General features: G+C 72.3%; 24 protein-coding genes. 13 read left to right on the top strand and 11 right to left on the bottom strand.

The window, feature by feature from the left end; genetic code table 11:
* Positions 1 to 386: 386 nt before the first annotated feature.
* Complete coding sequence (locus ABTZ91_RS12680) at positions 387 to 1,448, bottom strand: aspartate-semialdehyde dehydrogenase (RefSeq protein ID WP_352077138.1); 1,062 nt, start codon at positions 1,446 to 1,448, stop codon at positions 387 to 389.
* Between the two features lie 15 nt (positions 1,449 to 1,463).
* A complete protein-coding gene (locus tag ABTZ91_RS12675) occupies positions 1,464 to 2,735 on the bottom strand; it encodes an aspartate kinase (protein ID WP_352077137.1) in 1,272 nt (423 codons plus the stop codon).
* Between the two features lie 259 nt (positions 2,736 to 2,994).
* On the opposite strand from ABTZ91_RS12675, the gene ABTZ91_RS12670 reads away from it, so the two are divergent.
* The 3 genes from ABTZ91_RS12670 (at position 2,995) to ABTZ91_RS12660 (ending at position 5,704) form a co-directional block, all read left to right on the top strand.
* Positions 2,995 to 3,918, top strand: a complete 924-nt coding sequence (locus ABTZ91_RS12670; RefSeq protein WP_352077136.1) for an ABC transporter substrate-binding protein — start codon at positions 2,995 to 2,997, stop codon at positions 3,916 to 3,918.
* 182 nt (positions 3,919 to 4,100) lie between these two features.
* Positions 4,101 to 4,922: an amino acid ABC transporter permease gene (locus ABTZ91_RS12665; protein WP_352077283.1), complete on the top strand. Its 822-nt coding sequence runs from the start codon at positions 4,101 to 4,103 to the stop codon at positions 4,920 to 4,922.
* Positions 4,919 to 5,704, top strand: a complete 786-nt coding sequence (locus ABTZ91_RS12660) for an amino acid ABC transporter ATP-binding protein (RefSeq protein ID WP_352077135.1) — start codon at positions 4,919 to 4,921, stop codon at positions 5,702 to 5,704. The genes ABTZ91_RS12665 and ABTZ91_RS12660 overlap by 4 nt, the downstream gene beginning before the upstream one ends.
* 118 nt (positions 5,705 to 5,822) lie before the next feature.
* On the opposite strand, the gene ABTZ91_RS12655 is transcribed toward ABTZ91_RS12660, so the two are convergent.
* The 3 genes from ABTZ91_RS12655 to ABTZ91_RS12645 form a co-directional block, all read right to left on the bottom strand.
* The gene (locus tag ABTZ91_RS12655) at positions 5,823 to 6,485 is read right to left on the bottom strand and encodes a DUF5063 domain-containing protein (RefSeq protein WP_352077134.1); all 663 of its coding nucleotides are present in this window, start codon (positions 6,483 to 6,485) and stop codon (positions 5,823 to 5,825) included.
* A gap of 50 nt (positions 6,486 to 6,535) precedes the next feature.
* Positions 6,536 to 7,135: a recombination mediator RecR gene (gene recR, locus ABTZ91_RS12650; protein ID WP_352077133.1), complete on the bottom strand. Its 600-nt coding sequence runs from the start codon at positions 7,133 to 7,135 to the stop codon at positions 6,536 to 6,538.
* 202 nt (positions 7,136 to 7,337) lie between these two features.
* Entirely contained in the window at positions 7,338 to 7,673 is a 336-nt protein-coding gene (locus ABTZ91_RS12645) for a YbaB/EbfC family nucleoid-associated protein (RefSeq protein WP_345492266.1), read from the bottom strand.
* A 260-nt stretch (positions 7,674 to 7,933) separates the two neighbouring features.
* On the opposite strand from ABTZ91_RS12645, the gene ABTZ91_RS12640 reads away from it, so the two are divergent.
* A complete protein-coding gene (locus ABTZ91_RS12640) occupies positions 7,934 to 8,716 on the top strand; it encodes an SLATT domain-containing protein (protein WP_407077950.1) in 783 nt (260 codons plus the stop codon).
* Positions 8,717 to 8,901: 185 nt separating this feature from the next.
* On the opposite strand, the gene ABTZ91_RS12635 is transcribed toward ABTZ91_RS12640, so the two are convergent.
* The 3 genes from ABTZ91_RS12635 to ABTZ91_RS12625 form a co-directional block, all read right to left on the bottom strand.
* Positions 8,902 to 9,555 (bottom strand): hypothetical protein, encoded by a 654-nt coding sequence (locus ABTZ91_RS12635; protein ID WP_352077131.1) that lies wholly within the window; start codon positions 9,553 to 9,555, stop codon positions 8,902 to 8,904.
* 166 nt (positions 9,556 to 9,721) lie between these two features.
* Positions 9,722 to 10,447 (bottom strand): GntR family transcriptional regulator, encoded by a 726-nt coding sequence (locus ABTZ91_RS12630; protein ID WP_352077130.1) that lies wholly within the window; start codon positions 10,445 to 10,447, stop codon positions 9,722 to 9,724.
* Between the two features lie 101 nt (positions 10,448 to 10,548).
* Complete coding sequence (locus ABTZ91_RS12625) at positions 10,549 to 11,910, bottom strand: aspartate aminotransferase family protein (protein ID WP_352077129.1); 1,362 nt, start codon at positions 11,908 to 11,910, stop codon at positions 10,549 to 10,551.
* A gap of 177 nt (positions 11,911 to 12,087) precedes the next feature.
* Here ABTZ91_RS12625 and ABTZ91_RS12620 point away from each other — a divergent pair, with 177 nt between their 5' ends.
* The 5 genes from ABTZ91_RS12620 to ABTZ91_RS12595 all read left to right on the top strand — a co-directional run bounded on the left by ABTZ91_RS12620 (position 12,088) and on the right by ABTZ91_RS12595 (position 15,043).
* On the top strand, positions 12,088 to 12,714 hold the full coding sequence (locus ABTZ91_RS12620; protein WP_352077128.1) for a DJ-1/PfpI family protein: 627 nt from the start codon (positions 12,088 to 12,090) through the stop codon (positions 12,712 to 12,714).
* 4 nt (positions 12,715 to 12,718) lie between these two features.
* Positions 12,719 to 13,225: a MarR family winged helix-turn-helix transcriptional regulator gene (locus ABTZ91_RS12615; protein WP_352077127.1), complete on the top strand. Its 507-nt coding sequence runs from the start codon at positions 12,719 to 12,721 to the stop codon at positions 13,223 to 13,225.
* Between the two features lie 114 nt (positions 13,226 to 13,339).
* Positions 13,340 to 14,218 carry a glycosyltransferase family 8 protein gene (locus ABTZ91_RS12610; RefSeq protein ID WP_352077126.1) on the top strand — a complete coding sequence of 293 codons (879 nt, stop codon included), beginning with the start codon at positions 13,340 to 13,342 and terminating at the stop codon, positions 14,216 to 14,218.
* Positions 14,219 to 14,404: 186 nt separating this feature from the next.
* The gene (locus tag ABTZ91_RS12600) at positions 14,405 to 14,584 is read left to right on the top strand and encodes a DUF397 domain-containing protein (RefSeq protein ID WP_352077125.1); all 180 of its coding nucleotides are present in this window, start codon (positions 14,405 to 14,407) and stop codon (positions 14,582 to 14,584) included.
* 153 nt (positions 14,585 to 14,737) lie between these two features.
* Positions 14,738 to 15,043, top strand: coding sequence for a hypothetical protein (locus ABTZ91_RS12595; RefSeq protein WP_352077124.1), 306 nt, complete (start codon positions 14,738 to 14,740; stop codon positions 15,041 to 15,043).
* An 11-nt stretch (positions 15,044 to 15,054) separates the two neighbouring features.
* On the opposite strand, the gene ABTZ91_RS12590 is transcribed toward ABTZ91_RS12595, so the two are convergent.
* Complete coding sequence (locus tag ABTZ91_RS12590) at positions 15,055 to 15,945, bottom strand: glycoside hydrolase family 19 protein (RefSeq protein ID WP_352077123.1); 891 nt, start codon at positions 15,943 to 15,945, stop codon at positions 15,055 to 15,057.
* Between the two features lie 96 nt (positions 15,946 to 16,041).
* Positions 16,042 to 16,521, bottom strand: a complete 480-nt coding sequence (locus ABTZ91_RS12585) for a MarR family transcriptional regulator (protein WP_352077122.1) — start codon at positions 16,519 to 16,521, stop codon at positions 16,042 to 16,044.
* Positions 16,522 to 16,617: 96 nt separating this feature from the next.
* Here ABTZ91_RS12585 and ABTZ91_RS12580 point away from each other — a divergent pair, with 96 nt between their 5' ends.
* On the top strand, positions 16,618 to 17,157 hold the full coding sequence (locus ABTZ91_RS12580) for a MarR family transcriptional regulator (protein ID WP_352077121.1): 540 nt from the start codon (positions 16,618 to 16,620) through the stop codon (positions 17,155 to 17,157).
* 197 nt (positions 17,158 to 17,354) lie between these two features.
* The gene (locus ABTZ91_RS12575; protein ID WP_352077120.1) at positions 17,355 to 20,750 is read left to right on the top strand and encodes a hypothetical protein; all 3,396 of its coding nucleotides are present in this window, start codon (positions 17,355 to 17,357) and stop codon (positions 20,748 to 20,750) included.
* Positions 20,751 to 20,778: 28 nt separating this feature from the next.
* On the opposite strand, the gene ABTZ91_RS12570 is transcribed toward ABTZ91_RS12575, so the two are convergent.
* Positions 20,779 to 21,732: an NADP-dependent oxidoreductase gene (locus ABTZ91_RS12570; protein ID WP_352077119.1), complete on the bottom strand. Its 954-nt coding sequence runs from the start codon at positions 21,730 to 21,732 to the stop codon at positions 20,779 to 20,781.
* A 145-nt stretch (positions 21,733 to 21,877) separates the two neighbouring features.
* Between ABTZ91_RS12570 and ABTZ91_RS12565 the strand changes: the two genes are divergently transcribed.
* Together ABTZ91_RS12565 and ABTZ91_RS12560 are read left to right on the top strand one after the other, a co-directional pair.
* Positions 21,878 to 23,359, top strand: a complete 1,482-nt coding sequence (locus ABTZ91_RS12565; RefSeq protein ID WP_352077118.1) for a substrate-binding domain-containing protein — start codon at positions 21,878 to 21,880, stop codon at positions 23,357 to 23,359.
* A 71-nt stretch (positions 23,360 to 23,430) separates the two neighbouring features.
* Positions 23,431 to 25,299: a serine/threonine-protein kinase gene (locus ABTZ91_RS12560; protein ID WP_352077117.1), complete on the top strand. Its 1,869-nt coding sequence runs from the start codon at positions 23,431 to 23,433 to the stop codon at positions 25,297 to 25,299.
* The last annotated feature ends 47 nt before the right edge of the window (positions 25,300 to 25,346 follow it).

Here is a 25,346-nt window from a genome sequence, read left to right as displayed (position 1 = left end):
GCTGTGCAGCGGGATGACCGCCGCGATGTCGAGTACCTCTGCCACGCCTGTTGGACACGCTTCCCCCCGTCAGGGTTGTACGCGTACGCCACCGTTTTTGACGGTGCGTCGTTTGCCCTCATGCGTACCCGTTCTCCCCGATGCCCGCTTGTGCGGCGTGCTCCACGTCACATGCTCCTGGGTGCACGCGAAGACGCTCCCGCCCGACCACTGGTTGCAGAGGGGAGGGAAGAGCATCGTCGTCCAGGACATCTGACCTGATCAAGAGGCATCCGACGCCGATTTGCTCACAAGGTCTTCAAGGTCTTCACAGAGCCTACAAAGACGAGCGGTGAGGCGATGCCGATTTCCGGACACCCGGGCGACGACGGACGAAGGGCACCGCGTCACGGCCGAGGGGACTCGCCCGCGATGCGCTCCGCGATCTGTACGGCGTTCAGCGCGGCCCCCTTGCGCAGGTTGTCCCCGCACACGAAGAACTCGAGCGCCCGCTCGTCGTCCATCGACCCGCGCACGCGTCCGACCCACGTCGGGTCGGTGCCCACCACGTCCGCGGGCGTCGGGAAGTCACCCGCCGCGGGATCGTCGTACAGCACCACGCCGGGCGAGGTGGCCAGGATCTCGTGGGCGCGGGCCACGGTGACCGGCCGCTCGAAGCGGGCGTGCACGGAGGCCGAGTGTCCGGTCACGACGGGGACCCGGACGCAGGTGGCCGCGACCCGCAGCCCCGGCAGGTCCAGGATCCTGCGGGCCTCGTCCCGGATGCCCAGCTCCTCCGAGGACCAGCCGTCCGCGGCGGGCACGCCCGACCAGGGCAGCACGTTGAGGGCGAGGGGACCGGGGAAGGGGCCGGCGTGGTCGCCGACCGCCCGCCGTACGTCTCCGGGGTGGGTGCCGAGCTCGCTGCCGGCGACCAGGGCCAGCTGCCGGCGCAGGGCCTGCGCACCCGCCCCTCCGGCGGCGCTGGCGGCCTGCTGGACGGTGACGACGATCTCGGTGAGCCCGAACTCGGCGTGCAGGGCGCCCACGGCGACGATCAGCGCCAGGGTGGAGCAGCCGGGGCTCGCGACGATGCCCCGCGGCCGGATCCGTACGGCGTGCGGATTGATCTCGGGGACCACCAGCGGCACGTCCGGGTCGGCCCGGAACGCGGCCGAGGTGTCCACGACCACCGCTCCCTTGGCAGCGGCGATCGGTGCCCACTGCGCCGCCACGGCGTCGGGCACGAGGAAGAGGGCGAGGTCGACGCCGGTCAGGTTCTCCTCGCTCAGGGCGAGAACCTCGCACTCCTCCCCCCGTACGGCCAGCTTGCGGCCGGCCGAGCGGGGGGAGGCGAGGAGTCGGATCTCGCCCCAGACGTCCGCGTGGTGCGTGAGCGTCTGGAGCAGCACCGCCCCGACGGCCCCGGTCGCTCCCACGACCGCGAGCGCCGGCCCGCGGCTCGTCAAGATGTCACCACGAGGTCAGCGACCGGTGCCGCCGTAGACGACGGCCTCGTCCGAGTCGCTGTCCAGACCGAAGGCGGTGTGGACGGCACGCACGGCCTCGTTGACGTCGTCGGCGCGGGTGACGACCGAGATGCGGATCTCGGAGGTGGAGATCAGCTCGATGTTGACGCCCGCGTCGGACAGCGCGCGGAAGAAGTCCGCGGTGACGCCCGGGTTCGTCTTCATCCCGGCGCCGACCAGGGAGATCTTGCCGATCTGGTCGTCGTAGCGCAGCGAGTCGAAGCCGATCGTGGCCTTCGTCTTCTCCAGGGCGTCGATGGCCTTGCGGCCCTCGGCCTTGGGGAGGGTGAAGGAGATGTCCGTCAGACCGGTGGAGGCGGCGGACACGTTCTGCACGATCATGTCGATGTTGATCTCGGCGTCCGCGACGGCCCGGAAGATCGCCGCGGCCTCGCCCGGCTTGTCCGGCACGCCGACGACGGTGATCTTCGCCTCGGAGGTGTCGTGGGCGACACCGGAGATGATGGCCTGCTCCACCTTGGAGTCCCCTGTCGGTTCGTTGCTGACCCACGTGCCCTGCAGCCCCGAGAAGGAGGAGCGGACGTGGATCGGGATGTTGTAGCGGCGTGCGTACTCGACGCACCGGTGCAGCAGCACCTTGGAGCCGGAGGCGGCGAGCTCCAGCATGTCCTCGAAGGAGATCCAGTCGATCTTCTTCGCCTTCTTCACCACGCGCGGGTCGGCGGTGAAGACGCCGTCGACGTCCGTGTAGATCTCGCAGACCTCGGCGTCGAGCGCGGCGGCCAGGGCGACGGCGGTGGTGTCGGAGCCGCCGCGGCCCAGGGTGGTGATGTCCTTCTTGTCCTGGGACACGCCCTGGAAGCCGGCGACGATGGCGATGTTGCCCTCGTCGAGCGCGGTGCGGATGCGGCCCGGCGTGACATCGATGATGCGCGCTTTGTTGTGGACCGAGTCGGTGATGACACCGGCCTGGCTGCCCGTGAACGACTGGGCCTCGTGGCCCAGGTTTTTGATCGCCATGGCCAGCAGGGCCATGGAGATCCGCTCTCCGGCGGTCAGCAGCATGTCGAACTCACGGCCGGCCGGCATCGGCGATACCTGCTCGGCGAGATCGATCAACTCGTCCGTCGTGTCGCCCATCGCGGAAACCACGACGACCACCTGGTGGCCGTTCTTCTTGGCTTCCACGATCCGCTTGGCGACGCGCTTGATGCCTTCGGCATCGGCAACGGAGGAGCCTCCGTACTTCTGCACGACAAGGCCCACGTGCGCTCCTCGCTCAGTCCTTGCCACAGCTGGCACTGCGGTCGGTTCAGTCTAACGAGGGACCGGAAAACGCCACCGTGATATCAGATGGTGAGATTCCCTGTTCGGACAGCGGACCGAAACGGACCGGGGCTCACGGCCCCGCACCGCCCTGACCAGGGCCTGGGGGCAGGAAACACGCCCTTCACAAACGTCCGCCATACGAGACCACATGGGCGTGACCTGGACACCTTCCCTTCCCGGGTGCGAATCTCCCGCCATGCGTCCTGCCTCCCGCCTCGCCGCCGGCGCCGTCACCGCCGCCGCCACCGCGCTCGTCGCCCTCGCCACGTCCGCCTGCGCGCCGCAGCCCGAGGCCGGCGGCTCCGGCCCGTCCGGTGCCGCGTCCGCGTCCGGTTCCGCCTCGGCCGCGGGCACGCCCGCGTCCTGCGCCCCGGACGCGCTGGCCACCAAGGCCAAGGGAAAGCTGACCGTCGGCACCGACACGCCCGCGTACGCACCCTGGTTCCAGGACGACGACCCGGCCAACGGCAAGGGCTACGAGTCCGCCGTCGCCTACGCGGTCGCCCGGAAGCTCGGCTTCGCCAAGGAGGACGTCGTCTGGCAGAAGGTCGCCTTCAACAACGCCTTCGCGCCCGGCGAGAAGACCTTCGACTTCGACATCAACCAGGTCTCCATCAACGAGGACCGCCGCAAGGCCGTGGACCTGTCCACCGGCTACTACGACGTCCGCCAGGCCGTCATCGCGCTCAAGGACTCCAAGGCGGCCAAGGCGACCACCCTCGCCGAGCTCAAGGGCGCCAAGCTCGGCGCGCAGGTCGGCACGACCAGCCTCGACGTCATCAACGAGCAGATCAAGCCACAGCAGCGGCCCTCCGTCTTCCAGAAGAACGACCTCGCCAAGGCCGCGCTCAAGAACGGCCAGGTCGACGCGATCGTCGTGGACCTGCCCACCGCGTTCTACATCACCGGCGCCGAGGTCCCCGAGGCCAAGGTCGTCGGCCAGTTCCAGACCACGCCCGGCGCGGGCGCCAAGGAGCAGTTCGGCCTCGTCCTCGACAAGGGCTCCGCACTCACCTCCTGCGTCTCCCGGGCCGTCGACGCCCTGCGCGCGGACGGCACCCTCGCCGCCATCGAGAAGCAGTGGCTGTCCGACGCGGCGGGCGCACCGGTGCTGAAGTGACCGTCACCAAGGAAGACGCGCCCCAGGACGACGCCCACGGGAAGGGCCCCCTGGGCCAGGACCAGGTCCGGGCCCAGGACCAGGACCAGGCCCCGGACCACGGCCAGCGCCAGGGCCACGGCCAGGACCGGCACCAGGACCAGGACCGGGCCCCGGACGCGTACACCCCGTCCGCGCGACGCATCGAGCGCGAGCGCTTCAAGCGCTCCCGCACCCGCCGCGCGACGGCCGTCGCCGCGCTGAGCACCCTCGTCACCCTGGCCGTCCTGTACGTGGTCGTCACCGGCTCCCCCGGCTGGCCGCGCACCAAGGAGACGTTCTTCGACGCGGGGTACGCGCGCCAGGCGCTCCCCCTGGTGCTCGACGGCCTCTGGCTCAACCTCCGCCTGCTCGCCGTCTGCGGCGCCGTCACCCTCGTCCTCGGCCTGCTGCTCGCCGTCGCCCGCACCCTGCGCGGCCCGGCGCTCTTCCCGCTGCGCGCCCTGGCCACCGCGTACGTCGACTTCTTCCGCGGCCTGCCGCTCATCATCTGCCTGCTCGCGGTGATCTTCGGCCTGCCCGCGCTGCGCCTCCAGGGCGTCCCCACCGACCCGGTCGTGCTGGGCGGCATCGCGCTGTCCCTGACCTACTCGGCGTACATGGCGGAGGTCTTCCGGGCCGGCATCGAGAGCGTCCACCCCAGCCAGCGGGCCGCCGCCCGATCGCTCGGCCTGTCGAGCGCGCAGACCATGCGCTTCGTGGTGCTGCCGCAGGCCGTACGGCGCGTGGTGCCGCCGCTCCTGAACGACCTGGTCTCGCTCCAGAAGGACACCGGCCTGGTCTCCATCGCGGGCGCGGTCGACGCCGTGTACGCGGCGCAGATCCTGGCCAGCAAGACCTTCAACTACACCCCGTACGTCGTCGCGGGCCTGGTGTTCGTCGTGCTGACCATTCCCATGACCCGGTTCACCGACTGGGTCACGGCGCGGATGAACCGGCGCCAGTCGCAGGGAGGCACGGTATGACGGAGACGCACGGCACGACGGAGACGCACGGCACGACGGACCCCGTCCTCCGGCTCGAATCCGTCCGCAAGACGTACGGCTCCACGGTGGTCCTGCGCGATGTCGACCTGGAGGTCCCGCAGCACACCGTCACGGTCCTCATCGGCGCCTCCGGCTCCGGGAAGTCGACGCTGCTGCGCTGTTCCAACCTCCTGGAGGAGATCGACGACGGCGCGATCTTCCTCGACGGCGAGGAGATCACCGATCCGCGCACGGACCCCGATGCCGTACGGCGCCGGATCGGCGTCGTCTTCCAGGCGTACAACCTGTTCCCGCACATGAGCGTGCTCGACAACATCACGCTCGCCCCGCGCCGGGTCCACCGCACCGAGCGCCGGGAGGCCGAGGAGCGGGCCCGCGAGCTGCTCGACCGGCTCGGACTCGCCGGCAAGGCGGGCGAGTACCCGGACCGGCTCAGCGGCGGCCAGCAGCAGCGCGTGGCCATCGCCCGCGCCCTCGCGAACCGGCCGCGCCTGCTGCTGCTCGACGAGGTGACGGCGGCGCTCGACCCGGAGCTCGTCGGCGAGGTCCTGAGCGTGGTGAGGGACCTCAAGGAGGAGGGCATGACGATGGTCATCGCCACCCACGAGATGGGCTTCGCCCGCGAGGTCGCCGACCAGGTCTGCTTCCTGGAGAACGGCGTGATCCTGGAGCGCGGCACCTCGGCGGAGGTCTTCGGCGCCCCGACGCACGAGCGCACGCGCCGCTTCCTGCGCCGCATCGTGGAGGCGGGACGGCTGTAGGGCGGGACGGCTGTAGGGCGGGAGGGGTGGTGGGCAGGACGGCTGGGGGCAGGACGGCCGTAGAGGGCGGGCCGCTTCAGGTCCCGTCCCAGTCCCCGCCCCGGCCCCGCCCCGGCCCCTATGCCTTGCGCCGCACCAGACCCAGCGGGCCCGCGATCTCCCGGGCCATCACGCGTCCCGCCTCCTCCGCGAGGTCCTCCTCCGTGAGGTCCTCGTCCGTGTCGAGCCCGTCGAGCTCGGCGAGCGGCTGGTCGAGGCGGATGTGGGCGATCAGGGACTGCAGCGCGCGCAGGGTGGCGGAGGCGGTGGGCCCCCAGTTCGAGAAGTACGAGAACTGCCACCACCACAGCGCCTCGCTCGTACGGCCCGCCCGGTAGTGGGCGAGGCCGTGCCGCAGGTCCGTGATGATGTCGGCGAGGCTGTCGGAGATCCGGGCCGGCACCGGCGCCTTGCGCGGCTCGTACGGGTCGAAGACCTCGGAGAAGACGTCCACCGGCTCCAGGAGCCCCGCGAACCGCTCGCGCAGCTCGTCCACGTCCATGTCGGGGCCCGTGTCGGTCTCGTACTGCTCCTCCGGGACGAAGTCCTCGTGCGCCCCGAGCCGCCCGCCCGCGAGCAGCAGCTGGGAGAGCTCCAGGAGCAGGAAGGGCACCGCGCTGCCCGGCTCGTCGCCCTTGGCGACCTCGGTCGTCGCGACGATGAAGCTCTCGATCGAGTCAGCGATCTGGACGGCGAAGTCGTCCGGGTCCTGCGTGATGGAGTGCAGCGTGGGATCAGACATCGAGGAGCCTCCCTGCGAGTGCGCCGTCGCGCGCACGGACCCGGTCGTCGTCATACATCTAGCAGCCGCCGCCCCTCGAAGGCACGTCCCAGGGTGACCTCGTCGGCGTACTCCAGGTCACCGCCGACCGGCAGACCGCTGGCCAGACGGGTCACCTTCAGGCCCATGGGCTTGATCATCCGCGCCAGGTACGTCGCGGTGGCCTCGCCCTCCAGGTTGGGGTCGGTGGCCAGGATCAGCTCGGTGACCGTGCCGTCCGCGAGGCGGGCGAGCAGCTCGCGGATGCGCAGGTCGTCCGGGCCGACGCCCTCGATGGGGCTGATCGCGCCGCCGAGCACGTGGTAGCGCCCGCGGAACTCCCGGGTCCGCTCGATCGCCACGACGTCCTTCGGCTCCTCGACCACGCAGATGACCGTCTGGTCCCGGCGCGCGTCGCGGCAGATGTTGCACAGCTCCTGCTGCGCCACGTTGCCGCAGACCGCGCAGAACCTGACCTTCTCCTTGACCTCCAGGAGCGCCTGCGCGAGCCGCCGCACGTCGGTCGGCTCGGCCTGGAGGACGTGGAAGGCGATCCGCTGGGCGCTCTTGGGACCGACGCCGGGCAGCCTGCCCAGTTCGTCGATGAGGTCCTGAACCACGCCTTCGTACAACGGAACGCCCTTCGGGAGTGCTTGATTCTTACGGTAATGGCTGGACAGCAGCCGCAGTAGGTGTACGGATCAGAAGAGGCCGTACGGGAACGACGGCGTACGGGTCGGACGCCCGGCGGAGCGCAGGCCCCCGCGGTTCGGAAGCGGATCAGAAGCGCATCAGAAGCGGACCAGAAGCGGGTCAGAGCGGATCCGCAGCGGATCAGAATCCGAGGCCCGGCATGCCGCCGAGGCCCTGCGCCAGCGGACCCAGCTTGGCCTGCTGCAGCTGCTGGGCGTTGTCGTTGGCGGCCTGCACCGCGGCCAGGATCAGGTCGGCGAGCGTCTCGGTGTCCTCCGGGTCGACCGCCTTGGGGTCGATCACCAGGCCGCGCAGCTCGCCCGAGCCGGTCACGGTCGCCTTGACCAGGCCACCGCCCGCCTGCCCCTCGACCTCGGTCGCCGCGAGCTCCTCCTGGGCGCGGGCGAGGTCCTGCTGCATCTTCTGGGCCTGCTGGAGGAGCTGCTGCATGTTGGGCTGGCCACCACCGGGGATCACGGTCACTCCAAACGTTCGACGTCTCGGTGAACCGAGCCTACGTGCTCGCGGAGCGGGGCGCCGACACAACTCTTTCGAGTGAGAAACTGCGGGCTCCTCTACCTGATCAACACCCTCTTGCGGGCGGAAATCCCGGGATTCCGGGCCCACAGCCCACCATTCGGCGGTAGGAAGGGCAGGCACCACGTGCACCGCACGTCACAGAAGGACACGAGCGCTGAGCTGAACAGAGGAGTTCCCCGGTGAGCCAGCAGCCGGACATGCAGCCGCAGCCGGGGAATCCCGAAGGTCCGGACACGCCCCCGCCCCCGGGGCAGCCCGGCCCTCCGGGGCTGCCCGGCGGCCCGGGGAAGCCCGGACGTCCGGCCGTCCACCGCGACCTGACCGGGGCGCCCTTCCCCCTGGGCGACTGGGGCGAGCCCGCCGAACGCCTCGACGAGCTCTACCGCTGGGTCGAGTCGAACGCGCTGCGCACCGCCGAGTGGTATCTCTCCGACCGCGTCTGGAAGCGCCGCTGCGCCCGCGCGCTGCGCGTCGGCACCGCCCTCGGGGTGATCGCCGGGGCCGCGCTGCCGCTGCTCGACCTCACCGGAGCCGCCGAGGGCACGGCCGCGTGGGGCTACCTCTCGCTGCTCGTCGGCGCCGCCTGCCTGGCCTGCGACCGCTACTTCGGCCTGACCTCCGGCTGGATCAGGGACATGGCCACCGCCCAGGCGGTGCAGCGGCGGCTCCAGGCCCTCCAGTTCGACTGGGCGTCGGAGAGCGTGCGCGAGGTCCTCGGCCCCACCGAGGGCACGGCCGGCGAGGCCGCCGAGCGCTGCCTGGGCGTGCTGCGCCGCTTCTCGGAGGACGTGACCGAGCTCGTACGGGCGGAGACCGCCGACTGGATGGTCGAGTTCCGCTCGGGCCCGGCGCCGCTGGCCCTGCAGTCGGTGGGCACGGCCCCGTCCCGGCCCGAGACCAGCCACCCGCCGGGCCGCTTCCCGCTGCCGCCGGGCACGCGGCCCAACATGCCCCGGCAGCGCCCGCCGGAGCCGCGCTGACGGCGTGGCGGGGGGCCTGACGTACGAGGGCGGGTGCCCCGCACGGGGGTCCGTGGTCCCGTACGGGGGGTCCCGTACGGGTACGGCGCCCCCCTGGCCGTATCGGTACCCAGGTGGCCGTATCGCTACCCAGGTGACAGTGGCCTGACGCTCGGGGGGCGGGGCCGGTCCGGCACGGGCGGCCGCTAGCTCAGGATGATCATCGAGCCCTGGCCGAGGCTCCGGGTCGCCGCCGCGTGCAGGCCGAGCCAGACGTGGCGCTCGCGCGCGAAGGGGCTGTCGTCCTGGTACGGGACGGGGGCGGCGGGTTCCTCCAGGGCGGTGGGCCGGTCCGGGGGCCGCGGGGCGGCCGGCGGGTTGGCCGGGTCGATGCCGATCGCGGGCGCCACGAACTCCAGCTCCCGCAGCAGCCCGTGCGAGGAGCCGAGCGGGCCGCCGCCCTCAAGGAGCCGGTCGTTGGTCAGCGGCACGGGGAAGTCGACCGGCACGTAGGCACCGGCGTGGTCGTAGTGCCACACCAGGTGGGACTGCTGGGCGGTCGCCTCGAACATCTCCAGGAGCTGCTCGTAGTCCCCGCCGAGCTCGCCGACCGGTTCGACGGGCAGTCCGCACATCTGGAGCAGATAGGCGCGGCGCAGGAAGTGCAGGGCCTCGTAGTCGAAGCCCGCGACGGGGGCGACGTCCCCGGACAGCCCCGGCATGTACGCGTAGACGGGCACGGTGGGCAGTCCGGCCGCGGTCAGCGCCTGGTCGTAGGACGCGATCTCTTCGGCGAAGGGGTTGTCGGGGCTGTGGCACAGCACGTCGACGAGGGGGACCAGCCACAGGTCACAGGCCAAGGGAAGCTCGCTCTCCGTCAGTTGCGCGGGTCGGTCGGGGGTCGGTCGGGGTCGGTCGCGGGTCGGTCACGGGTCGGTCGGGGATCGGCCGGAGGGGACCGCCAGGTTAGTCCGGCCGGGTCGTACGGGGGACGCGTACGGGGGGACTGCCCCCGGAAGGGCCGCCTCAACCCGCGCGGGCGTCCAGCCGGTCCGCCCACTCCAGCGACCGCGCGTTGTACTCCCGTACGACCGCGACGGCCCCGTCCGCGTCGCCTCGGGTGATCGCGTCCACCAGGTCGACGTGCCCGCTCCACAGCCAGCCGAGCAGGTCGCGGTCGGAGCGCAGGTAGGGCACGGAGAACACCCAGGCCTGGACGCGCAGCCGGTGCAGGAAGTCGGCGATGTAGTCGTTGGCGGAGACCAGCCGGCCGAGCTCGCGCCAGTAGCGGATGTCGTAGCCGATGAGGACGTCCAGGTCACCGGCGCGGGCCGCGCGGGCGGCGGCCTCGCCCCGGCGCCGTATCGACACGAGGGCGACCCCGGCGGAGACGTCCGGGTCGGCGGTGCCGGCGCCCGGCGGGGCCTGCGGGGGCGGGGTGGTGCGCGGGGCGTGGCGGCGGAAGATGCCGTCGACGACGAGCATCCGGGCCTCGACCATGCCCCGGTAGTCGTCGACCGAGAACTGGTGCACGCGGAAGCCGCGGTGCTGGTCGGAGTCGAGGAGCCCCTGGGCGCACAGGTCGACGAGGGCCTCGCGCACGGGTGTCGCGGACACCCCGTACTGCTCGGCTATCTGTTTCACGGTGAATTCCTCGCCGGGCTGGAGACGCCCTGCGAGGACCTCGTCACGGAGCGCGTCCGCGATCTGCCGGCGCAGGGTGTTGCGGGTGACAGCTCCGCTCGCGGGCATGTGTTCGGCCCCCTCCGTCCGGTTCCCGGACACCCTAGTCGAGACCACGGAGAGGGCCGATCACGTCACGCGCCGTGCGCCGGGCGCCGGTGGCGGGCCGGTCAGACCGTGTGCCGGTCGGCCACGGTGAGCGCCGCGTCGAGGGCGGCGAGGCCCTCCTTGGCCTCCGCCTCGCTGATGTTGCAGGCGGGGACGGCGTGGGTGCGGTTCATGTTCACGAAGGGCCACAGGCCGTTCTTCTTCGCCTCTGCGGCGAAGGCGGCCATCGGCGCGTTGGCCTCGCCCGCCGCGTTGTACGGGACGAGCGGCTCGCGGGTCTCCTTGTTCCGGACCAGGTCGAGCGCCCAGAAGACGCCGAGTCCGCGCACCTCGCCGACCGACGGGTGGCGCTCGGCGAGCTCGCGCAGGCCGGGGCCGAGGACGGTCTCGCCGATGTGGGCGGCGTGCTCGACGACCTTCTCGTCCTCCATCACCTGGATGGTGGCGACGGCGGCGGCGCAGGCCAGCGGGTGACCGGAGTAGGTCAGACCGCCCGGGTAGGGCCGCTTGTCGAAGGTGGCGGCGATCTCCTCGCTGATGGCGACGCCGCCGAGCGGCACGTATCCCGAGTTGACGCCCTTGGCGAAGGTCAGCAGGTCGGGCACGACGTCGAAGTGCTCGGCGGCGAACCACCTGCCGGTGCGGCCGAAGCCCGCCATGACCTCGTCGAGGATGAGGACGATGCCGTACCTGTCGCAGATCTCGCGCACGCCGGCGAGGTAACCGGGCGGCGGGATCATGATGCCGGCGGTGCCCGGGACGCTCTCCAGGATGATCGCGGCGATCGTCTGCGGGCCCTCGAAGGCGATGGTGTCCTCCAGGTGCTGGAGGGCCCGCGCACACTCCTCCGCCTCGGTGGTGGCGTAGAAGGGCGAGCGGTAGAGGAAGGGCGCCCAGAAGTGCACGACGCCGGCGGAGGCGGTGTCGGAGGCCCAGCGGCGCGGGTCGCCGGTCAGGTTGATCGCGGTGGAGGTGGCGCCGTGGTACGAGCGGTAGGCGGAGAGCAGCTTCGTACGGCCCGTGTGCAGCCGGGCCATGCGGACGGCGTTCTCGACGGCCTCGGCGCCGCCGTTGGTGAAGAAGATCTTGTTCAGGTCGCCGGGGGTGCGCTCGGCGATGAGGCGTGCGGCCTCGGAGCGGACGTCCACGGCGAAGGCGGGCGCGAAGGTGGCGAGCTTCCCGGCCTGCTCCTGGATGGCGGCGACGACCGTGGGGTGCTGGTAGCCGATGTTGGTGTAGACGAGGCCGCTGGTGAAGTCGAGGTAGCGGTTGCCGTCGTAGTCCCAGAAGTACGAACCCTCGGCGCCGGCGACGGCGAGCGGGTCGATCAGGCCCTGGGCGGACCAGGAGTGGAAGACGTGCGCGCGGTCGGCCGCTTTGACGGCCGCACCGGCCTGGGGGTCGGGTTCGACATGAGGGGTCATGCGTCGAGCGTAGGTATGCGCAGGTGGGAGGGGCCATGACCATCTTGTCCACCGAGACGGGGGCGGACCCGACACGTTGACTCCCTCGGCGGATTCCGAAGGGCATTGACAGCATGCTGACCAGATGACAGCCTCCTGTCATACGGGGATTCGTCCCACGGAGCCAGGGAGGCCGCCATGACCAGCACCACCCGCACCACCGACGCCCGCACCACCGTCCACCTCGCCGTGTACGACACGCTCGCCGACTGGGAGACGGGCCATGCCACCGCCTGGCTCGCGCGCGCCGGATACACCGTCACGACGGTCGGCCCGGTCGCCGGGGAGCCCGTCACGACCATCGCCGGCATCCGGATCGTCCCGGACCTCTCCCTCGCCGACCTCGCCCCCGAGGACAGCGCCCTGCTGATCCTCCCGGGCGCGGAGAAGTACGACGAGGGCGACGAGCTCGCCCCCTTCACCGCCAAGGCCCGCGCCTTCCTCGACGCCGGTGTCCCCGTCGCCGCGATCTGCGGCGCCACCGCCGGACTCGCCAAGGAGGGCCTGCTCGACGACCGCCCGCACACCAGCGCCGCCTCCTTCTACCTGGCGGCCACCGGTTACAAGGGCGGCGAGCGGTACGTGGAGGCGGACGCCGTCAGGGACGGCGACCTGATCACCGCGGGCCCGACCGAGCCGGTCGCCTTCGCCCGCGAGATCTTCGCCCGCCTCGGCGCGTACGAGGGCAAGCGGGACGCCTGGTACCGCCTCTTCCACGACTCCGACCCGGCGGCCTTCGCCGAGCTCAACGCGGACGAGGACTGACCCCGTGACCCGCGCGCAGCAGGAGGCCCTGTCCCGCACGGCGCTGGGCGTCTTCCGTCTCAACGGCCAGTTCCTGGCCGTCTCCGAGAAGCTGGCCGCCCCGGCCGGCCTGACCGCCGCCCGGTGGCAGGTCCTCGGCGCCGTACTGACCGAGCCGCTGCCGGTCGCCGGGATCGCGCGCGTCATGGGCATCACCCGCCAGAGCGTCCAGCGCGTCGCCGACCTGCTCGTACGGGACGGCCTCGCCGCCTACGGCCCGAACCCGGCCCACCGCCGCGCCAAGCTCCTCACCCCGACCGAGGCCGGCCGCGCCGCGATCCGGCACATCGAACCGGGCCACGCGGACCTGGCGGCCCGCCTCACGCGGGAGCTGGGCGGCCAGGAGGCGTTCGAGGAGACCGTACGGGTCCTGGAACGGCTCTCGAAGGCGATGGAGGCACTGGAGGCCGTGGACGCCGTGGAGGCACTGGAGGCCGTGGAGGCAGGCGGGGCGGCGGGCGGCGAGGACTGACCCCCCCCCGAGGGGCTTTGGCCAAAGCTTGGCCGGTTCCGTCGCTGTCCGACGGACGGTGGGCGCCTAGTCTGCCCGTCTGCCCTACCGTACGGACAGCGCGGGGGAGGCCGGATGGCAGGCGACGACGGCGCGGCGACGCACCTCGCGGCAGCGCCCGCCGAGCGGACGTGCGTGGGGTTCGCGGTGGACGAGGCGTACGCGCTGCCGATGGCCGTCGCGGGCCGGTCGCTCATCGACCACTACGCCGGCCCCGCGCCCCTGGAGATCATGGTCCTCGACCTCGGCATCACCGCGCCCACCCGCGCCCGCGTCCTCGCCTCCTGGCCGCCGGGCACGCGGGTCCGCTTCGTCCCGCTCCCCCGCGAGAACCTCGACGGACTTCCCCTCTCGGACCACGAGTTCGTCCTCCACCTGAACCGCAACGTCTACGGCCGCTGGTTCCTGCCCGAGCTCCTTCCCCCCGCCTACCGGCGCCTGGTCTACCTGGACGCCGACATCCTCGTACTCCGTGACCCGTCCCCGCTGTGGCGGATCGACCTCGAAGGGCAGCCCTTCGCCGCCGCCCAGGACAAGGGCATCCCGTACGTCTCCTCGGAGCTGGGCGTGCCGGACTACCGTGAGATGGGGCTCCCGGCGCGCACCAAGTACTTCAACGCCGGCGTCATGGTCATCGACCTCGACCGCTGGCGGACCGCACGCATCCGCGAACGCGCCCTCCACTACGCGCGGAGCCACCCGGACATGCGCTTCGCCGACCAGGAAGCGCTCAACGCCGTGAGCGGCGGTGCCTGGACCGAGTTCCCGAGGGAATGGAACTGCCCCGTCGAGGAAGAACTCCTCGCCGCCCACCACCAGGCCGACCCCCGGATCATCCACTTCCTCGGCCCCGACAAACCCTGGGTCACCGACGTCACCTGGGCACCCCACTGCCAGGCCGCCTACACCGCCTGCCTTCGCCGCACGGCCTGGGCGACGGAACTCCCGGCCTGACGACCGTCAAGGCAGCAGCTCTGTCACAGCACTGCGCAGAAGCAGCGGATGGACGAAACGGTCCGGCCCCGTCGGCGGGAACCGCCAGGCGAGCGGCCAGGTCCTGCCGGTCAGGGCCGGCACCGGCACGTAACTCACGTGTCCCGGCCCGGCATTGAACCGCGTCACACCACGGGGCCACGACCGGTGGGTCGTAGAGCCCGGCGGAAGCAGGAAGTAGACCCCGCGCCGCCCGTTCTCCTCCACGACGACTCCTCGAACAGCGGCGACGCCGCCGTCCACGTCCGTGACTCCAAGGTGCAGGACGGCCTGACGTTCGCCGTCGAGCCGTCCGCGTGGTCCTCGTTCCTCGCCTGGCAGGGCTGAGCGCGCCCGGCTGAGCTGCCGGGACAAGCGGAGGGTGCCGTCCGGGACATGTCCCGGACGGCACCCGGACTTCCCGTGCCCGGTCGGCCGCGACGAGAGTGGCGCCCCGTCGGGCCCTGGAACCCCAGGACCCTCAAGCGACGGAGGACCATCATGCGTTTCCGTATGCTCGCCGCGGCCGGTGTTCTCGCCGGTGCCGTGATGACCGCGACCGCCACGGTGCCCGCCCAGGCGGCACCCGCCGCCCCGACGGTCGAGGCGGCCGGGTGGGCGATGTCGATCGGCGGACCGATCAGGAGCTGCGCGGCCGCCAGTTGCGGTGTGGTCTACCAGACGTCGTACGGCCAGGACGTCTACTGGGACTACAGCAAGATCAATTCCGCGGGCAACCGCTGGTACCACGTGACCTCGCCGGCGACCGGCTGGATCTACTGCGGCAACATCAGCGCCCCCTGCTGACCGGCGGCTGGTCAGCAGTAGAGGTTGGACCCGGTGGGGACGCCCAGGATCTGGGTGAACTGCTGGTACTTGGCGACCCGGCTCTGCACCTGGGCCGGGTTGCCGCCGTTGCATTCCAGGGCGCCGTTGATGGAGCGGATGGTCTCGCCGAAGCCGGCGCCGTTGACCATGGCGTTGTGGGCGGTCATGGTGCCGGGGCCGTTCTGGGTGTTCCAGTACCAGAGGCCGGTCTTCCAGGCGACGGCCGGTTCGCGCTCGACGCGGTAGGGGTCGCTCAGCAGGTTGATGCCGAGGGCGTCGCCGGCGGCCTTGTAGTTGAAGTTCCAGGAGAGCTGGATGGGGCCGCGGCCGTAGTAGGCGGCCTGGCCGGCGGGGCAGCCGTAGGGCTGGGTGGCGTCGCAGTAGTGCGGGTAGTTGGCGGTGTTCTGCTCGACGACGTGGACGAGGCCGCCGGTCTCGTGGTGGACGTTGGCGAGGAAGGCGGCGGCCTCCTGCTTCTTCACGGTGTCGCCGCCGGTGGTGGCGAAGCCGGGATACGCGCTGAGGGCGGCGGTCAGGCCGGCGTACGTGTAGAAGGAGTTCCGGTTCGGGAACATCTGGTTGAACTGGGCTTCTGAGACGACGAATCCGGACGGGGCGGGCGGCGGGGTGGTGCCGCCACCGCCGCAGGCGCCCTCGTCGCGCCAGACGTCTGCGGAGCCGGGACGCTCGTTCTGCGTCCACCACTTGGCGTACCAGTTACGGCCGTTGTACGAGGCGGTCATGCCGCCGGTGTAGACGCTGGAGGAGTTCCAGGCGGCGACGCAGGCGGGGGCGGCGCCGGCCTGCGCGGCGGGGAGGAGTACGGCGAGGCCGACGACCGTACAGATCGCGGCGAGGACAGTGAGCAGACGTCGCAGCATGCGCTCGTCCTTCCGGTGGGGGAAGGCCAGCGAAGCGCGATTGGTCTGAACCTGTCAATGGTCTGGACCGGACCGGACCCGTCCGCACTTTTCCGCTCAGCGGGTCGTCACACGCTCCAACAGGCTGACGAGCAGTGCTCGTTCGGCGACCGAGAGCGGCTCCATCAGTTCGTTCTGCGCGTCGGCGAGGACCTTGTCGAGGCGCTTGAGGTGCTTGCGGCCCTGCGGGGTGAGGGTGACGACGTTGCGGCGCCGGTCGCCGGGGTCGGGGGTGCGGGCGACGTGGCCGCGCTCTTCCAGCTCGTTGATGACGGCCACGAGGTCGCTGCGGTAGATGCCGGTGCTGCGGCTGAGGCCGGCCTGGCTGGCCGGGCCGTGCTCGTCGAGGGAGACCAGGACCGCGTAGTGCCACTTGCGGGCGTCCTCGGCGGCGAGGCGCTCGCTGACCATGCGGTCCGCGCGGGCGGAGGCCAGGGCGAGCAGGCGGCTGGGCAGGCCGCGGAGGCGGTCGGGGGTCCGTGACTCGTCCGCGTCGTGCGGCGCGGGACGGTCGGGCCGGTCGGGGGTCTCGCTCATGCCGTGCAGATTACCCCTTGCGTTAGTGGCCCGAACGATCTAACGTCGTTAGTGCCACAAACGTTAGTCGACCGAACGTTAGAGGAGTGAACGAGCATGCCCGCGTACGACACCCCCTCCCAGGCCACCGCCATTTCCACCCCCACCCCCGCCGCCACCCGCGCCTCGGCCCCTTCACCCGCCCCCACCCCTTCACCCGCCCCCGCTCCCCGCGCCGACTCCCGCGCCCTGGGGCTCGCCCACTACGCCGCCCGTGGCGTTCTGGAACACGTCCTGGGAGGGCACGGCCTCACCTTCCAGCAGCAGGTGGCCCTGCGCGTGGCCGTCGCCGCCGGCACCCCGCTGACGGCGGAGGAGCTCGTCGACCAGGTCCGGGCCTCCCTCAAGGCCGATCCGGCCGACATCCGCACCACCCTCGACGAGCTGATGACCAAGCGGCTGCTCGTCGTGGACGGCGCCCACCTGCGCGCCACGGACGCGGGGCGCGCGGTGACCGCCGCCGTCGGAGCGGAGATCGCGCCCGTCACGGCCCGGATCTGGGGCGGAATACCGGACGAGGACCTGGCCGCCGCCGGCCGCGTCCTCGCCCACGTCAGGGAGCGCGCCGACGCGGAGCTCGCGACGCTGGGCTCCTGAGGCGGGGCCTCGACGGCCCTCCCCCGGGGCCCGTGGGCAGCGCGCTCTTGAACGAGTTCGAAATTGGCTCGCTGGGTGTTCGATCATGCTGTTACGCTCGCCTTCCGCCTGCGACGGGGGGTCGAAGCAGGGGACCAGGGACACAGGGGCCCGGGAACCGCCTGACCGGCGGCCCGGGAAAACGGGGAGGGAACCACGTGGTTCGTCATGCCCTCGCGCGGGGGGCTTCCGTCACCGCGCTCGGACTCGCCGTCGCGGCCGGCGGGGTGATACCGCTCGCGGAGCCGGCAGTCGCCGCAGAGGTGCCGCAGGAGCTGGTGATCCCGGCGGCCCACCACAAGGATCCCCGGGAGGCCAAGCTCTTCCGGGCCGGGAGTGCGGCGACCGGTGACGCCGACGCCGCGGGCACGGAGGGCGTCTTCCACTCGGAGGCGGGGACTCCGGGCACTCTGTGGACCCGTTACTCCGACGGGAAGAGCTTCCCGGTCGCCCTCCAGGAGGGCACGCCCCGGGGCACGGGGACGGACGCGTTGGCGTACGTCCACCCCGACCGCGTCGAACTGCGGCACGCGGACGGCACCGTTCGCACCATCACCGTGCCGGTCCACCTGACCGGCGTGAAGGTCTACGGCTCGACCGTGGTCGCCTTCGACACCACCGCCAAGACCGCGCACCTGCTGACCCTCAAGGCCGACGGCAGCACCGCCGACGTGCAGATCGAGGAGCCGCCGGGCTTCGACTACACCACGGCCGTCGCCGGCGACGCCGAGTCGATCGTGCTGCCGGGACCGACCTCGTACGACGGCAAGCACCGCTTCGTCGTGGTGTCCGCCGTCACCGGCCGGATCCAGGGGCTCACCCCGTGGATGGCCTCGTGGGACAAGCAGGTGAAGCTCTCCCGCGACTACCTCGCGTTCTACGGCGGCCCGAACGACAGCAGCGTGGAGATCGCCCGGCGCGCCGATCTGGCGGCACCGCTCGTCACCCGATACCTGAGCGCGCCGCTCGACCACATGAACATCGTCGGCGACTGGCTGGTCTACAACGCCTTCGCGGAGACCCACACGCTCAAGGCCCTGCCCATCCAGGGCACCGGCTCGATCACGCTGATCAAGGAGAGCTACAAGACGGCGGCGGCAGCGGACGGCACGGTCGTCGCCGTGGGCGGCACCGGGCCGGCCGACTGGGGCATCCGGCGGATCACAGCGGGCCCCGACGGCAAGCCCGTGGTGTCCCTGGTGAAGCGACTGGCCCCGCACACGGCCCGCGTCGAGAGCCTCTCGCTCGCCCAGGGGGAGCTGTCGGTCGTCGACCGCAGCGCCTCCTTCAGCTGGTACCCGTGGGACACCCCCCAGCGCTGGTCCCGCCTGATCAGCACGACGGGACCGCTCGCCTACGGCGAGCGCACGTCCGGCGGTAGCGCCTGGTCCTCCTGCTACAAGCACAAGGACGAGTGCGCCCGCTCCTGGGCCACCGGCGACGGCCGCACCCTCACGCTGTACGGCAGCCTGATCACCCTCAGTGGCGACGGCGACTACAGCTCCACCCAGCAGGGCGACGAGCCCCGGGTGCGGGACCTCAGCGGCCCGTACCTGATCGTGGACAGCGAGGTCGACTCCACGCTCACCCAGCGCGTCGTACGCGTGGAGGAGGGCGCCGACACCGGCACGGTGCTGGAGGAGCGTGCTCCGGTCGCCTCCGCCCTGTGGGGCTCCGTGCTGTGGACCGCGCAGCAGGAGCCCGGAGTCGTGACGGCCAAGGACCTGAAGACGGGCCGGGCGGTCGAGACCCTGAACACCGGCGCCCCGTGCGTCCCCGAAGAGCTCCAGAGCACCAGCCGGTGGCTCTACTGGAGCTGCGGCCCCGGCAAGCAGGCCGGCGTCTACGACCGTACGGCGAAGTCCTCGGTGACCGTGCCGTCGGACGAGGCCCTCCTCGGCGACGGCTATGTCGTCACCCACGACAAGGCCGCCGGCAAGCTCGTCCTCACCGGCACCGACGCCGCCCGGCCCGTCACCCGGATCGTCGGCGACCTGCCGGACACCGGCACCTCCCAGCGCCGCGTCCGCTGGACCGTGGACCGGTTCGGCGGCCACCTGGCGTACGCGGATGCCCAGGAGCGGGTGCACGTCGTCCCCAGCGGCATCGCGCCCCAGCCCCTGCACATCCTGTCCCAGCAGGATTCCCCCCGCACCCTCCCCGGCACCAGCACGCCGCTCACCGCGATCACGGCGTCGCGGCCCTTCGGCGCCTGGACCCTGACGGCCCGGCACCTGCGCACCGGCAAGGTCAGCGTGCTCGCCTCCGGCACCGACGCGCACTACCTGCGCCCCGTGTGGAGGGGATACGACAAGGACTGGAACCACCTGCCCAACGGCGAGTACGCCTGGACGCTGTCCGCGCGGCCGGCCGACGGAGTCGGCGCCGACGTGAAGCTGACCGGCTCCACCGTCCTGCGCGGCGGTTCCTCACCCGCGAACAGCTCGTTCACCAGCCTGCCGACCCGGCGGGTCATGGACACCCGTGACGGAACCGGTGTCGCCAAGGCGAAGATCGGCCCCCAGGGCACGGTCACCCTGGACCTCAAGGGCGTTCCCGGGATCAGCGAGTACACGACGACGGCCGTGGCCCTGCACGTCACCGCCACCAACGCGACCTCGGGCACCTTCGTCACCGCGTACGACTCGATAGGCCCGCGCCCCGGCGCGTCCCACCTCAACGTGCCGGCGGGCAGGACGGTCTCCAACCAGGTGATCGTGCCCGTCTTCATGGGCAAGGCCGTCTTCTACAACCACGCGGGCACCGTCGACCTCATCGCCGACCTCGCCGGCGCGTACGCGCACAACGACGAAGACGGCGCCCTCTACCGGCCCAAGGCCCCCTGGCGGGCCCTCGACACCCGCAGCGGCCTCGGCGCGCCCAAGGCGAAGGTGCGGGGCGGCTCGCGGGTGCACCTGACCTTCGGCGGCACGGCCGTCGGCGGCGCGCAGGTGACGGCGGTCGTGCTGAACCTGACGGCCACCAACGTGACCGCGCCGACCTTCGTCACCGCTGTGCGGACCGGTGACCCGGTCGTCGGTTCGCACCTGAACCCGGGTGCGGGCGAGACCCGGTCGAACCTGGTCGTCGTGCCGGTCAAGGACGGCGGGATCGACCTGTACAACCACTCCGGTTCGGCCGACCTGATCGCCGACGTGGCCGGCTACTACACGAGCGGCGACCTGGGCTCGCTGTACAAGCCGCTCGATCCGGCCCGGCTGATGGACACCCGCAGCGGCACCGGAGTCGCCAAGGCCAAGATCGGTGCCGGCCGGACGGTCACCCTGACCGTCGCCGGCAAGGGCGGGATCCCCTCGACCGGGGCCACCGCCGTCGTGCTCAACGTGACCGCCACCAACACCACGGCGCCCACGTACGTCACGGCGTACCCCTACGGCACCGCCCGGCCCGGCGCGTCCAACCTGAACGTGCCTGCCGGGGCGACCGTCCCCAACCTCGTCACCGTCCCGGTGAAGGACGGAAAGGTGACGTTCTACAACCACGGCGGCACGACGGATCTCATAGCCGACGTGCAGGGGTTCTTCGCGGAGTGATCCCTGCACGCCCCGCTCCGGCCGGATCTCAGATCATCAGGATGATCCGGCCGGGCCGGTGGCCCGACTCGGCGCGGCGGTGGGCCTCGGCGGCCTCTTCCAGGGGCATGACGTCGGCCACTCGGGTGATGAGCTCGCGGTCCGCCACCTGCTGGAGGATCTGCTTCAGGGCGCGGGGGTCGGGGGTGGCGAGGACGGTCTCGACGCGGATCTCCCGCTCGGGGGCGGGGGCCCGGTCGGGGGCGAGGGCGAGGAAGACGCCGCCGTCCTTCACCGCGGCGAGCATCGGCGGGCCGACCAGGGCGCCGTCGAAGACGGCGTCGACCCGCGCGGGGGCGTGGTCGAGGACCCTGGTGAGCACCTCGGCCGGTTCGCCCCGGGTGACGCAGTGCTTGGCGCCGAGGACCTTCAGCTCGCTCTCGTCGCCCTCGTAGGAGACGGCCACCACGTCCAGGCCGGCGGCCCCCGCGAACTGGACGGCGAAGCGGCCGACGACGCCGCTGGCGCCGGTGACGAGGAGCGTCGACCCGGGCGGGAGCTGGAGCCGGTCGAGGGCCTGGCGGGCGGTGACGGCGGCGAGGGGGACGGAGGCGGCCGCGGTGAAGTCCACGTCGTCCGGGACGGGCGCCAGCCACGCGGGGTCGACCTGGATGACCTCCGCGTAGGTGCCCTCGCCGCTCAGCTCCTGGAGCCAGGGCCGGAAGCCCGCCACCCGGGTGCCGGCCGGGAGGCTGCCCTCGGGGCCGGGGGCCGGGTCGAGCAGGCGGCCGGCGAAGTCCGTGCCCAGCACGAAGGGGGGCCGCAGGTCTCCGGTCTCGTGGACGTACAGGCCCGCGCGGATCCTCAGGTCCGCGACGGTCACACCGGCCGCTTTCAGCCTCACCCGCACCCGGCCCGGCACGTCACCGGCCTCCGGCTCGGGGCGGCGGGCCATCCTCAGCACCTCGGGTCCGCCGTACTCGCTCACTTCGACGACACGCATGGGGTTCTCCTCCTGCGGAAGGCCCCCTCGTCGCCATTAGACCCACGCCCGCCACCCCCGGCAACAGATGGCGGAAGGCCGAACTCCAGGTGGCGGTATGCGGGCTCCCCCACCGAACCGCACACACGTCCGTACGGTGGCGTCCGTGGACTGGGTCAGCCCCGAGAACGTCATCGCCGTCCTCACCGCGCTGCTCGGTGTGGCCGTCACCCTCGCCTCGCTCGTGATCGAGCGGCGGATACCGCGCCGCAAGCGGATCGGTTACCGCGTGCAGCTGGACACCCCGGTGGGTGAACGGGACGACGCCCGCCTGGGACTGTTCAACGAGCAACCGAACATGGCGGACGCCACCCTCGTCCTGCTGCGGATCGAGAACGACGGCGGCGTCTCGATCGGCCGGGAGGACTACAACGGGGAGACCCACGGCCTGACGGTCGCCTTCACCGGCCGGACGGTACGGGCCGCGGCCCTCACCCACGCCCCCTTCGGCACCGCCGCGCTCGGTCAGCACGGCTCGGAGATCAGGCTGCCCAAGGTGCCGCTCAACCGCGGCCAGTACGTCAAGCTGCTCGCCCTGCTCACCGGCGGGCCCGTCGGCAGTCCCGTCACCGTCACGGGTGAGATCCGCGACGGCGACATCCACGTCAACCACAGCACCACCGTCGACGACAAACCGCCCGTCTTCAGCCGCGCCGCCCGCGCCGTCACCGTCACCCTCACCGCCTGCGTCATCGCCCTCGCCTCGATCATCGTGGTGCGCGACGACGCCCCGCCGCCCATGGGCTGCGCCCGGGGCACCCTCACCGTCACCGGATCCACCGCCTTCGCCCCCGTCGTCCGCGAGCTCGCCCGGCAGTACGAGAAGGACTGCGACGGCGCGAGCGTCGTCGTCGACGCCCACGGCTCCGCCGCGGGCATACGGGAACTCGCCGAGCGGGGCACCCGGGAAGCCGACGGCTCCCCCGCCCTCGTCGCCCTCTCCGACGGCCGCAAGCCCGGCGGCTACCCGCAGCTGCGCGAGCACATGGTCGCCGTCTCCCTCTACACCCTCGTCCTCAACGACGACGTCCCCCTGGAGAACCTCACCCTGGAGCAGATCCGCCGCCTCTACCGCGGCGACGTCACCAACTGGCGGCAGCTCGGCGGCCCCGACCTGCCCGTCCGGCTGGTCAGCCGCGACGCCAACTCCGGCACCCGCGAGGTCTTCCAGCGCCGGGTCCTCGGCCGCAACGAACCCGCCCTCTCCTCCCGCGACTGCGCCCGCAAGGACGACCCCGAGGCCCGGGTGGTGCGCTGCGAACTCGACAGCACCGAACAGGTCCTGTCCACCGTCGCCGCCCTGCCCGGCGCCATCGGCTACACCGAGCTGCGCTCCGGCACCGGCCTCGCGGGGCTGCACCGGATCGCCGTCGACGGCCGCAGGCCCAACCTCGACGAGATCGGCGCGTCCCCCTACCCGTACCGGGAGATCGAATACGCCTACACCTGGGGCCAGCCGCCCGCCGACTCCCTGACCTCCAGTTTCCTCACCTACCTCAGCCGCGGCGCCGGGCAGGCCGTCATCTCCACCCACGGCCATCTGCCCTGCTCCACCCCCAAGGGCCTGAGGATCTGCGGCGAGGGATGAGAAGCCGTCATGGCGGCCGGTCACCGAACGCCCGGCCCCGCCGCGGACCGCGTCTGGCATCCTCTTTCGACGTGGATCCCTTGAACGCGGAAGACCCGGTCACCATCGGTCCGTTCCGGCTGCTCGGCCGGCTCGGCGTGGGCGGCATGGGCCGGGTGTACCTGGCCCGTTCGGCGGGCGGCCGTGCCGTCGCCGTGAAGGTCGTGCACCCGGAGCTGGCCGCCCAGGACGAGTTCCGGCGCCGGTTCGCCCGCGAGGTGGCCGCCCTGGAGCGGGTCGGCGGCACCGGCACCGCGCCCGTCCTCGGCGCGGACACCGACGCCGAACTCCCCTGGGTCGCCGTCGGATACGTCCCCGGCCCGTCCCTGCGCACCGTCGTCAACGACGAGTACGGGCCGCTGCCGCCCGCGAGCGTGCGCACCCTCGCCTCCGGGCTCGCCCGCGCCCTCACCCACATCCACGCCTCGGGCCTGGTCCACCGCGATCTGAAGCCGTCCAACGTGCTGCTGACCGTCGACGGCCCGCAGATCATCGACTTCGGCATCGCCCGCGCCGTCGACACCGTCACCGACGGCGGTCTCACCAGCACCGGCGCGGTCGTCGGCTCGCCCGGCTTCATGTCCCCCGAGCAGGTGCGCGGCGAGAAACTGACGCCCGCCTCGGACGTGTTCTGCCTGGGCTCGGTCCTGGCGTACGCGGCGACCGGCCGTTCCCCGTTCGGCGGGTCCGACAGCGGCGTCCACGCGACGATGTTCCGCATCGCCCACGACGAGCCCGACCTGACCGGGCTCGCACCCGAACTCGCCGGCCTGATCCGGGCCTGCCTCGCCAAGGACCCGGCGGCGCGGCCCTCGGCCACCGAGCTGGTCGACACCCTCCCAGTGACGGATCCGTGGCTGCCCGCCGACGTCCTCGCCCGCCTCGGCCGCCACGCCGCCCGGCTCCTGGAGACCGAGGACGGCGCACCCGCCGAGTCCGGCGACCCGACGCCCGCGACCCCGCTGCCGCAGACCCGCGAGGCCGGGCCGCGCCGCCGCCGCACGGGCCTCCTGGCCGCCGTCACCGCCCTCGCCGTGGCCGCCGCCGCGGGCCTGGCGTACGTGTACGGGCCGGGCCTGTTCGACGCCTCCGCCGTCGGCGACGACGGGCGCAACGGCACGGCGCGCGGCACCACCGGTGCCGCGTCGGCCCGGCCGGCCGCCGGGATCGTCCCCGACGCGTTCCTCGGCGCCTGGGAGGGCGTCCTGCGGGGCACGGCGAACAACCCGTACGAGACCAGCCGGATCGAGATCTCCCAGGGCCCGGCAGGGGCCAGGACGGCCGTCTACACCCATGTCACCGGGGAGCGGCTGTGCATCGGACGGGCGGTGCTGCTGTCCGCCACCGACAGCGAACTCGTCCTCGGCGAGGCCGAGATCACCGAGAGCGTCCCCGCCCAGCGCTGCACCCCCGCCGCCCGCCAGACCCTCCGGCTGCGCTCCACCGACGTCGTCGAATGGACCTCCGGCGTCGCCAGGAGCACCTTCCAGCGGGTCAGGGCCGGCGCGAACGTCGTCCCCGCCGCCCTCGTCGGCAGCTGGAAGCAGATCCCGCTGTCCGAGATGCCGGCCGGCCTGGCCGACCGCTACGTCTACCGGGTCACCATCAACCAGGGCCCGGTCGGCGCGCCCCTCGTGCGCTTCGAGCAGTCCTACCCGCGCACCGACAACGACGGCAATCCGACGGCCGAGGACATCACCTGCGCCTCCACCGCCGTCGTCGCCGGCGCGGGCTCCCTCCTCGTCATCGGCCCCGAGACCCGCGACCCGGACGTCTGGGACCCGGACTGCGTCGAGAACGGCTCCGGCAACTTCCGCATCGTCCGCTACCAGGGCAAGGAACTGCTCCACCTGTACGGGATGTCGGCGGACGGGGAGCCGGGCGAGTACGTCCGCGACTAGGGACCTGACCGATCACGGGGGCCGGCGCCCCGGCCCCCGTGATCGGG

Source organism: Streptomyces sp. NPDC126499 (assembly GCF_040302485.1).
GTDB lineage: Bacteria > Actinomycetota > Actinomycetes > Streptomycetales > Streptomycetaceae > Streptomyces.
Note: the sequence above shows the minus strand (reverse complement) of the source record. Positions and strands in the feature narration are given on the sequence as shown.